This is a genomic window from Aestuariirhabdus haliotis (genome assembly GCF_023509475.1).
GTDB lineage: Bacteria > Pseudomonadota > Gammaproteobacteria > Pseudomonadales > Aestuariirhabdaceae > Aestuariirhabdus > Aestuariirhabdus haliotis.
Genome location: NZ_JAKSDZ010000015.1, coordinates 1 through 14,440 on the forward strand (window position 1 = coordinate 1; position 14,440 = coordinate 14,440).

15 protein-coding genes are annotated in these 14,440 nt (G+C 54.1%); 12 read left to right on the top strand and 3 right to left on the bottom strand.

Annotation, left to right across the window (positions count from 1 at the left end; all coding sequences use genetic code 11):
* Positions 1–91 precede the first annotated feature (91 nt).
* Positions 92–259, bottom strand: a complete 168-nt coding sequence (locus MIB40_RS10475; RefSeq protein WP_249693801.1) for a DUF3012 domain-containing protein — start codon at positions 257–259, stop codon at positions 92–94.
* Between the two features lie 139 nt (positions 260–398).
* Here MIB40_RS10475 and MIB40_RS10480 point away from each other — a divergent pair, with 139 nt between their 5' ends.
* From MIB40_RS10480 to MIB40_RS10490, 3 genes are read left to right on the top strand one after another with little or no spacing between them, the layout of a single operon-like run.
* A complete protein-coding gene (locus tag MIB40_RS10480; protein WP_249693803.1) occupies positions 399–1,784 on the top strand; it encodes a PAS domain-containing sensor histidine kinase in 1,386 nt (461 codons plus the stop codon).
* A 9-nt stretch (positions 1,785–1,793) separates the two neighbouring features.
* Positions 1,794–2,801, top strand: a complete 1,008-nt coding sequence (locus MIB40_RS10485; protein WP_249693805.1) for an NADH-quinone oxidoreductase subunit B family protein — start codon at positions 1,794–1,796, stop codon at positions 2,799–2,801.
* 2 nt (positions 2,802–2,803) lie between these two features.
* Positions 2,804–4,246 (top strand): nickel-dependent hydrogenase large subunit, encoded by a 1,443-nt coding sequence (locus MIB40_RS10490; RefSeq protein ID WP_249693807.1) that lies wholly within the window; start codon positions 2,804–2,806, stop codon positions 4,244–4,246.
* On the opposite strand, the gene MIB40_RS10495 is transcribed toward MIB40_RS10490, so the two are convergent.
* Both MIB40_RS10495 and MIB40_RS10500 read right to left on the bottom strand, forming a co-directional pair.
* Entirely contained in the window at positions 4,243–5,316 is a 1,074-nt protein-coding gene (locus MIB40_RS10495; RefSeq protein WP_249693816.1) for an agmatine deiminase family protein, read from the bottom strand. The two genes, MIB40_RS10490 and MIB40_RS10495, sit on opposite strands and share 4 nt — an antisense overlap.
* Positions 5,317–5,566: 250 nt before the next feature.
* Positions 5,567–5,932 (bottom strand): hypothetical protein, encoded by a 366-nt coding sequence (locus tag MIB40_RS10500; RefSeq protein WP_249693818.1) that lies wholly within the window; start codon positions 5,930–5,932, stop codon positions 5,567–5,569.
* Positions 5,933–6,588: 656 nt separating this feature from the next.
* Here MIB40_RS10500 and MIB40_RS10505 point away from each other — a divergent pair.
* The 9 genes from MIB40_RS10505 (at position 6,589) to hypA (ending at position 14,435) form a co-directional block, all read left to right on the top strand.
* Positions 6,589–7,722 (top strand): hydrogenase small subunit, encoded by a 1,134-nt coding sequence (locus MIB40_RS10505; RefSeq protein ID WP_249693820.1) that lies wholly within the window; start codon positions 6,589–6,591, stop codon positions 7,720–7,722.
* A 12-nt stretch (positions 7,723–7,734) separates the two neighbouring features.
* A complete protein-coding gene (gene hybA, locus MIB40_RS10510) occupies positions 7,735–8,706 on the top strand; it encodes a hydrogenase 2 operon protein HybA (RefSeq protein WP_249693822.1) in 972 nt (323 codons plus the stop codon).
* On the top strand, positions 8,699–9,847 hold the full coding sequence (gene hybB, locus MIB40_RS10515; RefSeq protein WP_249693824.1) for a Ni/Fe-hydrogenase cytochrome b subunit: 1,149 nt from the start codon (positions 8,699–8,701) through the stop codon (positions 9,845–9,847). Before hybA ends, hybB begins: the two co-directional genes overlap by 8 nt.
* Before the next feature lie 79 nt (positions 9,848–9,926).
* The gene (locus tag MIB40_RS10520; protein ID WP_249693825.1) at positions 9,927–11,627 is read left to right on the top strand and encodes a nickel-dependent hydrogenase large subunit; all 1,701 of its coding nucleotides are present in this window, start codon (positions 9,927–9,929) and stop codon (positions 11,625–11,627) included.
* 16 nt (positions 11,628–11,643) lie between these two features.
* Complete coding sequence (locus MIB40_RS10525) at positions 11,644–12,150, top strand: HyaD/HybD family hydrogenase maturation endopeptidase (RefSeq protein ID WP_249693827.1); 507 nt, start codon at positions 11,644–11,646, stop codon at positions 12,148–12,150.
* Positions 12,151–12,166: 16 nt separating this feature from the next.
* A complete protein-coding gene (locus MIB40_RS10530; protein ID WP_249693829.1) occupies positions 12,167–12,430 on the top strand; it encodes a HypC/HybG/HupF family hydrogenase formation chaperone in 264 nt (87 codons plus the stop codon).
* Entirely contained in the window at positions 12,427–12,900 is a 474-nt protein-coding gene (hybE, locus tag MIB40_RS10535) for a [NiFe]-hydrogenase assembly chaperone HybE (RefSeq protein ID WP_249693831.1), read from the top strand. Before MIB40_RS10530 ends, hybE begins: the two co-directional genes overlap by 4 nt.
* Before the next feature lie 13 nt (positions 12,901–12,913).
* Entirely contained in the window at positions 12,914–14,101 is a 1,188-nt protein-coding gene (locus MIB40_RS10540) for a nickel-dependent hydrogenase large subunit (protein ID WP_249693832.1), read from the top strand.
* Entirely contained in the window at positions 14,094–14,435 is a 342-nt protein-coding gene (gene hypA, locus MIB40_RS10545; protein ID WP_249693833.1) for a hydrogenase maturation nickel metallochaperone HypA, read from the top strand. The genes MIB40_RS10540 and hypA overlap by 8 nt, the downstream gene beginning before the upstream one ends.
* Positions 14,436–14,440: the final 5 nt, after the last annotated feature.

Consider the following 14,440-nt stretch of genomic DNA (forward strand, 5'->3'; position numbering starts at 1 on the left):
TTTTTGAAAGGTCTCGACCTTACTGCAAAGGCGTGTCGCGATTCTGAATTCGCCTGAAAGCCAGAGTTCATCTGAATTAATCAGAGGTGCCCTAGAATACGCAATGCTTGGCGTAATCGGTGGCTTCGTTAGCGGTCCAGTCTCCCTTGGGCTTTTCCTTCAGGTTATTGCACCAGCCTTCACTGCCAATTTCCGGTGAACAGGCCGTGGTGGTTAATGCGAATGCCAGGGAGAGGGCAAGTGCGGATAAGAATCGCATGGTCGTCGTTCCTTCAAGTGAGTTGGTCGTTGTGTGGATCATTATAAGAAGCGCATGACGTCCTGGCAGGCCTCTTTGTTGCGTCAGTGATACCATATTCGGATACACTGCATAAATAGAGTGGCAGCAGGCAAACAAAATGGCCAGCGGAAAACCCGGGAAAGTTCCAGTAAAGGCGCAAACGGCACAAGACAGTGTGCTGGGCTCTGATGAGGCGATGTTATGTCCGATGCTCGATCATCTGGATGCCGGTACCGCGAGCGAAGATGCCTGGCTGGAAGTGATCGCCAAAATGGAGCAGGTCTATTCCGAGCTGATCACGCACCAGGTTGCACTGGAGGAGAAGAACACCGAGCTTGAGAGCGCTTATCAGTTCATCTCCAGTGTACAGACGGCGATGACCGACCTGTTGCTGGTTTGTGATGAAAACGAACTGGTATGCCAGGTTAACCGGGCACTGGAGAAATTCACCGGCCTGCAAGAGTCCGAACTGTTGGGGCAACCGTTAAGCGGACTGTTCTGTGAAGAGTCTCAATCCTTGCTACGTGACCTGTTGAAACGAATTCCCCTGGCCCCCGTGTATGACTGTGAACTCAATATCAAAGGGCGCTATGGTCGGGTGCCTCTGTCCATCAACGGTGCCCGCCGCTCGGACAACCCGGATAGCCCAGGTGGGGTGGTATTGATTGGGCGTCATATCGGTGAGTTACGGCGTGCCTACGATGAGCTGAACCGAAGCCATGCCGAACTGAAGCTGGCCCAGCAACAGTTGATCGGTTCCGAGAAAATGGCGTCCCTGGGCCGCCTGGTGGCGGGGGTGGCTCACGAGCTCAATAATCCGGTTAGCTTTGTCTATGGCAATACCCATGCCCTGGAAGGCTACAGCAAACGCTTGCAGGCTTTTTTTGATGGCCTGGATAACGCCGAAAATGCTCAGAAAATACAACAGCTGCGCGAAGAGCTGCGCATCGACCGCCTGATCGATGACCTGCCCAGTTTGCTCGAAGGTTCGCTGGAAGGCGTGGAACGGGTTCGGGACATTGTCTCCGACCTGCACCAGTTTTCCTCCGGCGCCGAGCAGACCAAAGCCCCCTACGACCTGGTGCGGGTGATCGAAACGGCCGTACGCTGGGTGTCCAGGGATCTGGACGATCGAGTCCAACTCGATATGCCCGCTTCGCTGACCTTGCAGGGGCATGCCGGACACGTACAGCAGCTGCTGATGAATCTGCTGCAAAATGCGCTCGATGCGGTGGAGAATGAACCCAATCCCCTAATTCTAATCAAGGTAAGCCTGGTGCAAGATCAGGTACTCTGTACCGTACAGGACAATGGCCCGGGCATCGACGATACGGATCTGCCACACCTGTTTGAGCCCTTCTTTACCACCAAGGAGATTGGCAAGGGCACCGGTCTGGGTCTGGCCCTGAGTTATAACTTTGCTCTGGAGCAGGGTGGAGACTTGCAGGCGGATAACAATCCGCAACGGGGGGCACTGTTTACTTTGACGCTGCCGCTGAACTAAGGAGGGGGGATGGCTAACTTCAATATGCTGTGGTTGCAATCCAGTGGTTGCGGTGGCTGCACCATGTCGCTGTTGTGCGCCGAGTCGCCTCCACTGTTTGAGCAACTAAGCTGGCAGGGCATTAATCTGTTGTGGCATCCGGCCCTTAGCGAAGCCAGCGGACAGGAAGTGCAAAGCTTGTTATCGGATCTGGAGCAGGGCCGCGAATCACTGGACCTGCTTTGTATCGAAGGCGCCGTCGCGCAAGGCCCCGATGGCACCGGTGATTTCAGCCGACTGCCGGGTACTGGTCGTTCCATGATGAGTTGGCTGCAAGGCCTGTCGACCCGGGCCAACTACGTGGTGGCGGTAGGTAGTTGTGCCGCCTATGGCGGAGTCAGTGCTGGTGGTGATAATCCTTCCGATGCGACGGGAGCCCAGTATGCCGGAGAACGCCTTGGCGGCTTGCTGGGCGAGGCTTTTCGCTCCCGGGGCGGGTTACCGGTCATCAATATCAGTGGCTGCCCGATCCATCCGCAATGGGTGTTGGAATCCCTGGCCAGCCTGGTGCGCGGTGAGATGACCCTGCAAGATCTGGACGAACTGGGACGGCCACGTTCGTACACGGATCATCTGGTTCACCATGGTTGCCCTCGCAATGAATACTACGAATACAAGGCCAGCGCCCAGCAGCATTCGCAACAGGGATGTCTGATGGAGCATCTGGGCTGTATCGGCACCCAGGCCCATGCCGATTGCAATATTCGCTTGTGGAATGGCGGCGGTTCCTGCCTTCGGGGAGGGTATGCCTGCATCAACTGTACGGCGCCGGAGTTCGAAAACCCGGGCTATGGCTTCCTGAGTACCCCCAAAGTTGCCGGTATCCCGATCGGTCTACCGACCGATATGCCCAAGGCCTGGTTTGTCGCTTTGTCGTCATTATCCAAGGCAGCCATGCCGGCTCGACTACGGGAAAATGCGCTCTCGGATCATCAACTGATGGCGCCAAAAATCTATTATAAAAACAAGCGACGATAATCGTGACACAACGAATCATAGGCCCGTTCAGCCGGGTAGAAGGGAATTTGGAACTGCGTTTGCAGATTAAAGAGGATCGGGTTGCCGAGGCTAGAGTGTCATCCCAGATGTATCGTGGCTTCGAGCAGATGCTGGAAGGCAAGAAACCGATTGATGCGCTGGTGATTACTCCTCGTATATGCGGTATTTGTTCGGTCTCACAATCGGTCGCGGCAGCCAGGGCGCTGGCGGATCTTACCGGCGCCAAACCTCCTCCCAATGGCGTGTTGGCGGCCAATCTGGTGCACGCCTGCGAGAATCTGGCCGACCTCTTTACCCACTTTTATCTCTTTTTTATGCCCGACTTTGCCAACCCGGCCTATCGCAACGAAGCCTGGTACGGCAGGGTGGCCGAGCGCTTTCGGGCGGTAAGCGGAAGCGCTGCCGGTGACGCCCTCTCGGCCCGAGCCGAGCTACTGCATTTGATGGGATTGCTGGCGGGCAAATGGCCCCATACCCTGGCGATACAGCCTGGTGGCTCGACCCGTTCCATCGATGCCAGCGAGCGCCTGCGCCTGTTGACGGTGTTGCGTCGCTTCCGAGCGTTTCTGGAAAAAACCACCTTTGGTACTTCCCTGGAGTCGATTGTCGAGCTCAGCCAGCAAGATCAATGGCACCAGCTGAGCGAGCCGGAAACAAGCGATTGCGGCCGCTTTTTCGCGCTATCCCGAAACCTGAAACTGGATCAGCTGGGGCGGGGGGGGAACGCTTTTATGAGCTTTGGTGGCCATGCCTTCGAGGGCGAGTCACTGTTTGCTGCCGGGCTCTATACTGACCGCTGGCAACCACTTGAAGCCGACGCTATTGCCGAGGATGTCAGTCATAGCTGGATGCAGGCCTCACCACCTCGTCATCCCAGAGAGGGGGCAACCAAGCCCACCGGTATGGATGACAATGGGTACAGCTGGTGCAAGGCTCCCCGGCTGAATGGGCGGGTGATCGAGGTGGGGGCGTTGGCCCGGCAATCGGTGAATGGCAATCCCCTGGCATTGGATCTGTTGCGGAGCGGTGGTGCCAATGTTCAGAGTCGTATATTAATGCGTTTGTGGGAGATGGCGCGTCTGTTGCTGGCAATGGAGAATTGGGCCGAATTGTTGGTACCCGGCGAGCCTTTTTTCGAGGCGGGTCTGGCATCCCCCCAGGACGGAGAGGGCGTAGGCATGGTGGAAGCGGCCCGTGGCAGTCTGGGGCACTGGATGCGGGTCAGGAATGGTTTGATTGACCGCTACCAGATTATCGCCCCGACCACCTGGAATTTTTCGCCCCGGGATGCTGATGGCCAGCCGGGAGCTCTTGAGCAAGCCCTGAGCAATGCCCCCGTGCGTAAGCAGGATGACGAGAACCCGGTAGCGGTTCAACATATCGTGCGTTCGTTTGACCCCTGTATGGCCTGTACGGTGCACTAGGTCTTTGACTGGATTTTTATTTCCTGTTGCGTCGCACAGTGGATACTACCGCCACCGGAGGCAATACCATCTATGGCTATCTGTTCGACAACTCTATCGGGGAACGCCTGTTGTAAGGCTGCTTTTGCCCGGTCATCCGATTTTTTATCGCCAAATTTTTGCGCAATAATGGCGTTGTTGCACGCATAGTAACCGATATATCCAGCCGCAAAGTCGTGGCTTCCAAATTTTTCGTTAATCTGGTCCGGTGTGTCCAGAATGATAGTTCTCAGTTTATTTCCATCGGCATCTGTGCTGTTTTTTAATGTCTCGATATTGTTTCGGGTTACTTCATAGTCATACGAGGGGCGAAAGTTGTCCCGGCTTACAATTACCTCACCGGGCCGGGTAAATCGGGCATAAAAGTCCGTATGGCCATCGGTGATATCTTTGCCCTTGATGCCCTCAAGCCAGATGATTTTTCTTAACCCCAGCAACGCTTTTAATTCGGTTTCAATCGCTTCCTGCGATATTCCAGGGTTGCGATTGCTATTGATAATACAGCTTTTTGTCATAATGGCTGTGCCGTTGCCATCGACTTCAAAACACCCTCCCTCAAGGGTCAGTGTCGACTTTCTAATAACAGCCTTTGCCCGATGACTGATAAACTCGGCGACCTGGGCATCAAGCTTGTGTTGTTGCTTATTGCCCCAGCCATTAAAGTTAAAGTCGATGCCATACTTATTACCATCGGCGCCTTTAACAAAGGTAGGGCCGGTATCTCTGAGCCATAAATCGTCTGTTTTAAATCTGATCAGGTCGATTGGGTAACGGTTACTTTTAAGATCACCTAACAGCGACAGGGCATCGTCATAGTCATCAGGGGATACCAGCATCGATACGGGTTCGTATTGTGCGATGGTTGTAGCGATCAATGCCAAATTCTTTTTAACCTCAGGCACCTGACGCGGCGACCATATGTCGTCATTGGCGACAAAGGCCATCCATGTTCTTTCATGAAGGTCGCTTTCGTCTGGCATCGTCAGAAAAGGGATTGAATGGTTGCTCTTTGCCTGCACGTTGTTATTCACAATCAGCCCCCCGGACAGCAGCAATAGATGCTTTAAGAAAAGTCTTCGATGAATCAATTGCTGTCTCTCCAGTAAGAGGAATTGCCATTGAGTATTGGGTCAAGGCTCGATAGCGTTCCACTCGAACCAGTCAGCGTTGCCCAAATAGAGAGTCGGGCGTAATAGTGCATCTTGAACAATCTGTGCGAACGATTAGGCCGGCAGTATGGCTGCCGGTGTTCGGGGGTGCCTTGCGGGTACAGTTACACCGCTATTTACCATAGTTTTTTATACTGCGTAGTTCCGATTTTTTAATGGTCTGGATATACCTTGCGCTGGGTCTTTCGCCTTCTGTGGCGTAAAGGATTACCTGAATATCCGTAACCTGAATGCCATGCTCGCCGGATTGTATGTAGACACCTCCGCGGTAACGGCCGGTTGTGACATACCAATTTGACCTGTTCTTCTGTAACCATTCGCTGAGGTCTTTATAGGCTTTATCGTCTGGCATCAGGCGTATTGGTTGCCCGCTATCGCTGCTAAGAAATAAGCTAACTTCGGGTTCTAGCTGAATGTCGAGTGATTGGGTGCAGCCCGTAAGGATCATAGCTAGTAATAAAATAATGATTCTTTTCATAGGATGGCTCATAACGATTGTGTAGGGTTTGGTTGGAGTACTTTGATTTATCTACATCTTGCAACATCTGTATAACGCCCCACGCACTTTTCCAAGAAACCCGATTCTTACAGACGGCCTGTTTATTGAAATTGCCGATGTATGGTTCCCCTTTAGCCGTTATTGAATGGCGCAAAACGACCCAGATGTACATTCACCTAACGAGTCTCCATATTTCCATATCATCACGCCCAATAAATTGATTCCACTCATTTTTTGGTTAGGTAGCTTGCACAAAGCACGGCTTTTGCCGGGATAAGACGCCCCGGTTTCATAAGTGATGGCCAGTCTGGAAATTAGCGGCCATTGGTTTTGGGTGGCAGGTATCTATCCATGCTTTTGTCTATATGTGATAACTTTGTTTTCAGTTTGTGCTTGCCCCTCTTTCTTCTTGAGCTTTGCAACCTGTTGTAAATAAAAGAAATTATTAATCTGTTATGTTTTTTTTTGCATGGTCTGATAATTGCTTTGATTGTTCACTGATCGGAATGTGATAACCAGGTTTTCATGTTCTGCTTGGGGAATATAACAATCAAGGTGCGCTTTGGGCAGGTAAGCTGGACGTGCAGAATCACGGGTCGGTGTGTCTGGTCATGGCGGGTTAGAGGATGAGCCGTATGACGCACGACCGCGATATTGATAATTTGACCACTCGACTGGGCATTACTCGTCGAACGTTTATGACCTTCTGTACCGGCATGGCCGCGACTCTGGGCTTGCCTGGCGGTGCCGCGATCCAGCTGGCCCATGCAGTGGCCCAGCAGCGTCGTCCGTCGGTGATCTGGCTATCGGGCCAGGAGTGCACCGGGTGTACCGAATCCTTGTTACGTAGCACGCATCCGACCCTGGAAACCCTGATTCTCGATCAGATTTCGCTGGATTACAGCGAAGCACTTTGCGCAGCGGCCGGTCATCAGGCCGAGGCGGCCAAGCACAGCGCGATGAAGGAAAACTGGGGGAAGTATCTGCTGGTGGTTGAGGGTTCCATTCCCACCAAGGATGGCGGTATCTATTGCAAGATTGCAGGCAAGACCATATTGGAGCATGTGCAGGAAGCGGCGGAGGGGGCGGCCGCCATCGTGGCGATTGGTTCCTGCGCATCCTGGGGGGGCGTGCCTTCCGCGGGACCCAATCCTACCGGAGCGACGCCGGTTCACGAGGTGTTGCCGGATAAAACCATCATTAATATTCCGGGCTGCCCGCCCAATCCCTATAACTTCCTTTCCACGGTAATGCAGTACCTGACTTACGGCACTCTGCCGGAGCTGGACGATCTCAATCGCCCGAAGTTCGCCTATGGGCGGCTTATTCATGAGAACTGTGAGCGCCGGGCGCATTTTGATGCCGGTCGCTTTGCCACCGAATTTGGTGACGAGGGACACCGGGCCGGTTGGTGTTTGTATAAGTTGGGGTGCAAGGGACCCGAAACCTATGCCAACTGCCCGTCAATCGAATTTGGTGATGTGGGTGGGGGAGCCTGGCCGGTCGGGGTAGGCGCACCCTGTTTCGGTTGTACTGAAAAGGGGGTCGGCTTCGAGAAAGCCCTTTACGATCGTGCCAAGGTAACCACTCATACCCCACCCGATATGTTTCCACCGGTCGCGCCAGAAGTGGGTGAAGGGGCCAGCGTCGGCGCGGCCGCACTGCTGGGCGCGGTGGCCGGAGCGGTGATTGGCGCTTCGGCGATGACGGTGCGGCAGCTGGGTCGTAGCGAACAGTCGGAATCCTCCTCGCCATCCGAAGACCGCTAGGGAGAGGCAGCGATGAAAAGACGAGACTTTCTCAAAGCGGCAGGCACTGGCGCTCTGGTCGCTTCCAGTGCAACCACCGTGTCGGCCCGGGAAAATTTGCCGGTACCCGAAGATGCTGTTGGTATGTTGTACGACGCCACCCTGTGCATCGGTTGCCGAGCCTGTGTGGTCAAGTGCAAGGAGATCAATGGCGCGCCACCGGAAACGGTTGAAGGTGAAGAGCACTGGGATATGGCCCAGGAATTATCCGCCGATACCCTGACCATCATCCAGGCTTTCAATGCCGATACCGGGCCAGACATTCCTAATCTGGCCGATGGAACTTTCTCTTTCAGCAAGCGCCAGTGCATGCACTGTGTCGATCCGGGTTGCGTCACGGTGTGTCCGGTATCTGCCATGCAAAAGCATCCGACCACCGGCATTGTCAGCCATGATCCCGATGTTTGCATCGGGTGTCGTTACTGTGTTCTGGCCTGCCCTTACAACGTGCCCAAATATGAATATGACGAGACCTTTGGCCAGATTCAGAAGTGCCAGTTGTGTAACCAGCCGGGTGTCGAGCGTATCGACAATGGCCAGATCACCGGCTGCACGGAAGTTTGCCCGACGGGAGCCAATATTTTTGGTCCTCGCAAGGAGTTGTTAGCCGAAGCCAAGCGACGGGCGGAGTTGAAAGAGGGTGATACCTACACCTACCCACTGCAGAGCATCGATTCCACCTATCGCTATGAAACCCAGGTCAAGGCGGATTACCAGCAGCATATATTTGGTGAGAAAGAGGGAGGCGGCACTCAGGTGTTGGTGGTAGCGGGAACACCGATAACCAATCTGGGATTGCCAGAATTACCCGAACGTTCCTATGCCGCTAACTCCGAGACGGTACAGCACACTATTTACGGAGGTATGCTGGCTCCGGCTGGTCTATTGGCCGGTCTGTTGTACCTGGCTCGCCGTAATACCAAGGGGGATGATAAAGATGAGTAGTCATCATGAACACCAGGTGCTAAACAGAAAGATCTTCACCCTGCCGTTTATTTTTCTGGCCGCCCTGGTGCTGATCGCCTTTTATATTCTGGCGGAGAGGATGATCTTTGGCCTGGGCGCGGTAACCAACTTGAATGATGGTTATCCCTGGGGTATCTGGATCGTCTATGACGTGGTGATCGGCACTGGCTTCGCGACCGGCGGCTGGGTGTTGGCCATGGTGGTCTATATTGCCAACAAAGGGAAATACCATCCGTTGGTGAGGCCTGCGTTGTTGGCCAGTCTGTTTGGTTACAGCCTGGGTGCTTTTTCAGCGTTTATCGACATGGGACGTTACTGGAACGTCTATAACATGGTGCTTCCCGGGCAGATCAATATCAATTCCGTGATGCTGGAAGTGGGTTTGTGTGTCACCGCCTATACCATGATCCTGGTGTTGGAATTTGCTCCAGCCGTGCTCGAACGCTTCAAAATCCCCAGACTTAGCCAGCTGCTCGATAAGTGGTTGTTTGTGATTATCGGTATTGGTGTTCTGTTGCCGACCATGCATCAGTCCTCGATTGGTTCGCTGTTAATCTCAGCGGGTCACAAAGTAGATCCATTGTGGCAAAGCCTTTCTTTGCAACCCTTCTTTGCCCTGATCACCGCGATCGCCATGGGCTTTTCGATTGTTATATTCGAGGCCTCAATGGTAACCGTTGGTTTCAAGCGACCCTCGGAAACCCATCTGTTGAAAGGCCTGGGTAGGTTAATCATCTATCTGTTAGGTGTTTACTTACTGGTTCGCTTTGGCGACTTGGTGCTGCGCGGGGAATTGGGCCGAGCTTTTGCCGGGGATTTGCGGGGCAATATGTTCCTGCTGGAAACCCTGTTGTTTGTGATTCCTCTGGTGATTTTGTTATCCCCCGGACGACGCAGCAGTGGCGCTCAATTATTGATTGCGGCGGTAAGCCTGCTACTGGCGGGAGCACTCTATCGTGCCAACGCATTTATGATCGGTTGGCATCCGGGCGGGGGGTATATCTACTTCCCATCGGCCAAGGAAGTGTTGCTGAGCCTGGGCTTTGTGGCCATAGAGATTGCCGGCTATCTGGCCATCGTGAAATTTTTACCCGTGTTACCCAAGGCAGACCATGCTTGAGCGCAGTAGAACGCAGCGCCCATTGACGAACAGATAAGGCTGTCTGATTGCAGCCAATAAAAGAAACAGGAGAATTACCGTGGCTAGACGAGTAGTGGTTGATCCGGTAACACGAATTGAGGGCCATCTTAGAATTGATGTTGAAGTGGAAGAGGGCAAGGTCAGCAAGGCCTGGTCTTCTGGCCAGATGTGGCGTGGCATCGAGACCATCGTCAAGGGGCGTGACCCGAGAGATGCCTGGGCCTACACGCAGCGAATTTGTGGTGTCTGCACAACGGTTCATGCTCTGGCCTCGGTACGTGCGGTGGAGAATGCATTGGGTATGGAAATTCCCAAAAACGCCCAGTTTATTCGTAATATGCTGCTCTCTGCCCATGCGATACATGATCACATTGTGCATTTTTATCATCTCTCGGCGCTGGACTGGGTGGACATTGTTTCTGCCCTCAAGGCCGATCCGGTACAGGCCTCCAAGCTGGCAGAAGGACTGTCGTCCTGGAAAGGCAACAATGTCCATGAACTGCGTGCCGTGCAGGAAAAACTCAAGGGTTTTGTTGCCAGCGGCCAGCTGGGTATCTTTGCTAACGGTTATTGGGGGCACCCTTCGATGGTACTGCCGCCGGAAGTGAATTTGATAGCCGCAGCGCACTACCTGCAAGCATTGGAAATACAGCGAGAGGCCAACCGCATTGTGACCGTGATGGGGGGCAAATCTCCCCATGTCCAAAACCTTTGTGTGGGCGGTGTGACTAACGCGATTAACCTCGACAGCCAGGGCGTTTTCAATATGGAGCGCCTGATGTACATCCGTTCGTTGATCGACAAGATGGATGACTTTATCAAAAACGCCTATCTGGTCGATGTGTCTATTATTGGTGGCTTCTATGCCGACTGGACGGGTTACGGCTCTGGTGTTACCGATTATCTGGCAGTACCGGAGATGGTTCTGGACAGCAAAGGCACCGAGTTCGCCTTGCCTGGAGGCTTTATTAAGGGCGGCGATCTCAGCACCTTTAAACCCATTACTTCGTTCCAGGATGAGTTCTTTATCAAGGGGGTGAAAGAGAGTTCCAAGCATTCCTGGTATCAGGGCGATGAAGCACTGCACCCCTGGGATGGCGAGACCGAACCCAACTACACCGACTTTGAAGATGAGGGGCAATATTCCTGGATCAAGTCGCCCACCTTTTATGATAAGCCCGCACAGGTCGGGCCGTTGGCGAATGTACTTTGTCTCGCGGCATCGGGCCATGAACCGACCATGAAACACCTGAACTTTGTCCTCGATACCGCCGGTAGCGTGGCGGGCACCAAAGTCGGTGTCGGTGCGCTGCATTCGACCATCGGTCGGCATGCTGCTCGTGCGGTGCGCTGCGCGGTGTTGCAAGATGAAATCAAACAGCAGTGGCAGCATCTGGTGGACAACATTGGCAGTGGTGATACCGATACCTTTAACCGTCCGGAATTCCCCAAGGGCGAACAACGCGGTGTCGGTTTCCACGAAGCGCCGCGAGGCGTGTTGTCTCACTGGGTAGTGATCGAGGATGGCAAGATAAAGAACTATCAGGCCGTGGTGCCCAGTACCTGGAATGCCGGTCCACGAAACCAGAACGATGTACCGGGCCCTTATGAAGCTTCGTTACTCGACAACCCGGTTGCGGATCCTGAAAAGCCCCTGGAGGTACTGCGCACGGTGCACAGTTTCGATCCCTGTATTGCTTGCGCCATCCATCTGGTGGACACCGAAAACGATACGGCCGTCAAGGTTAAAGCGCTCTAGCAGGAGATATCTCGGGATGACTATTCTAGTGCTTGGTATCGGTAATATTTTGCTCAGCGACGAGGGCATCGGCGTGCGCGTCGTTGAAGCCCTCGAGCAAGGTTACAGTTTCACGCCCGAGGTCGACCTGGTGGATGGTGGTACCGCCGGTATGGAGCTGCTGGATTCTATCGCTAACCGCGAACAGGTAATTCTGATCGACGCGGTTAACACCGGCGATGCGCCGGGTACGCTGGTCACCCTGCGTGATGATCAGGTGCCGGCCATGTTTCGCCAGAAAATATCACCCCATCAACTGGGTATGTCGGATCTGTTGGCCATTATGTCCCTGACCGGTGAGATGCCTCGTCACTTTACTTTGTTTGGTGTGGTTCCTGTGTCGATGGACACCAGTCTCAGCCTGACACCGGAAATAGAAGCCTGTCGTGAGCAGATGGTGCAAAGCTGTCTCGAGGAACTGTCACGGCTCGGGGTTCGTGCCGAGCCGTTGTCCCAGCCGTTGCTCAAACGTGTGGTGGGCTGAATTTATGTGCCTGGGTGTGCCGTCAAAAATCGTCGAACTCAATGAGTTTACGGCTCGGGTTGAGGCGTATGGTGAGCACCGGGAGGTCAGCCTGATCCTGATGAACGAGCCCGTTGAAGTGGGGGATTATCTGCTGATTCAGGTGGGCAATTTTGCGGTCGAAAAAATTCCTCCAGAACGTGCTGTAGAAGCACTCGAATATATGGCGACACTGAATAATGACTCTGAGCTTCCGGCTCATCATGAGCCGGAACAGCCAAAACAGGTAACGACCTTATGAGTGAACTATCCCCCGGCTTTGCCGACAACCCGGCACCTCAATTGGAACAGGTTTTTAACCAGGTGCTGGAGCAGCGAATGCAGGATATGCCCCTGATCAATCGTCGCGTTTGTGTGGAAGCCCTGGGTTTCGAAGACTGGGAAGGGCAATGGTTGGGCGTGTTGATAACGCCCTGGTGTATCAACCTGTTGCTGATTCACAAAGCAGGCTCTCCCTGGCCCGAACTGGCGCTGGATAAGAGCCACGCAATCAACATCACCTTTCCCCAGGGTACCTACAAGTTCTCGCCACGAGAGGAGGTCGGGGTAGGGCGCTATCTATGCTGTTCGCTGATGTCCCCCTTGCAGGAGATTAAAAGCCATGAAGAGGCACAGCGCCTGGCCAGAGATGTGATGCGAGTCATCCGCCAGTTGCCGGTGACGCAATTGGATCATACCGAGGCGGTGCAGGTTTCCTCCTGCTCGGCCTGACCCGGGTGACGTGATGCTTGAGGGCAAACTGCGAGTGCTGGTGCATTGTCATGCCGGGCAGGTGAGTTCTGTCGAAGTGCGTTCATCTCGGCCGCAGGTATCTGGCGCATTGCTGCAAGGGGACAGCGTCGCTCAGGCGCTGTCCAAGGTGCCGGTTATCTATGGCATCTGTCGACAGGCGCAATCATTGGCAGCGCAGTTGGCGGCTCGGGCCGCTGGTATCGAATCGGCCAGGCCCCTGTCTCTCTGGCTGGTGCAGTTAGAAGCCTTGCAGGAGCATCTTTGGCGTTTTTATATTGATCTGCCCAGCCTGTTGGGAGCACCTCCTGAGCTTGAGAAATTTGCTCCCATTCGACAAGTCTTACTGCATCAGATGCAGGGGATTGAAAATTGCTCTGCAGACACGGAAGAGGCGAACCGGGTCAGACAACAAACGCTTGCTGAGCTAAGAAATACCGTGGAACAACAGTTGTTAGGTATGGCATTCGAGCACTGGGCCAGGCTTGATGAGGCCGCTTTCCAGGCTTGGCTCAAGCACGGCGAGACAGTGATTAACCCGCTGCTGGCACGGGTCGAAACATTGTTTGAGCCGATTACGTACAGGGGGCCAGATAAGCCCATCCCTGAAAATTATGCATCTGGAAACGATAAAGCGGAAAACGATACACCTGTAAATAAGCCCGATGAACAGGTCCTGCTGAGTCAGGATTCTCTGACCGAGGTGATCGAGCTGATGGCTACGGATGAGCAGTTCAGCGCCCAACCCTGGTTGCGCACTGGACACCCGGAGGCGGGCAGTCTGGTCAACTTTAGCGGGCAGGCGCGGGTGCTTGCCCTGTTGACGCGGGGGCAGCGGGTAATGGCGCGTCTGGTGGCGCGTTTGCTGCAAATTGGTCACCTGTTGAAGCCCCGTGTGGCTATTGGTTGCGGGGATATTCCCGTTATGGCCCAGAGCGGTGCAGGTTGGGTGGAAACGGCCCGGGGTATCCTGCTGCATCGACTTGATATTCAACACGGACGGGTGCAACGTTATCAGGTAGTAGCACCCACAGAGTGGAATTTTCATCCGGAGGGACCCCTGGTGCGTGAGGCGCTTCAGCTATCGGCGGACAATATTGAACAGCTGCGCCAACAGGTGCAGCTGTTGTGCCTTTCTCTGGACCCCTGCGTCGGTTCTGAGGTTGAGGTCTACCATGCATGAGATGTCCCTGGCCGAAGGTGTTATCCAGATTCTTGAAGAATACGCCATGAATGAGGGCTTCTCCCGGGTCAAAACGGTCTGGTTAGAGGTCGGGCAACTGTCTAACGTCGAAGTCGATTCGTTTCGCTTCTGTTTTGAGGTGGTTTGTCGAGGAACCCTGGCGGAAAACGCTACACTGGAAGTAATCGAAACCCCGGGGCGAGGCTATTGCCTCGATTGCTGCCAAAGCGTCGAACATAGCCAGCGTTTCGACCCTTGCCCGCAATGCAACGGGTACAAGGTGCAAGCCACCGAAGGGTCAGAGATGCGAGTCAAAGAATTGGAAGTGGAGTAAGTATC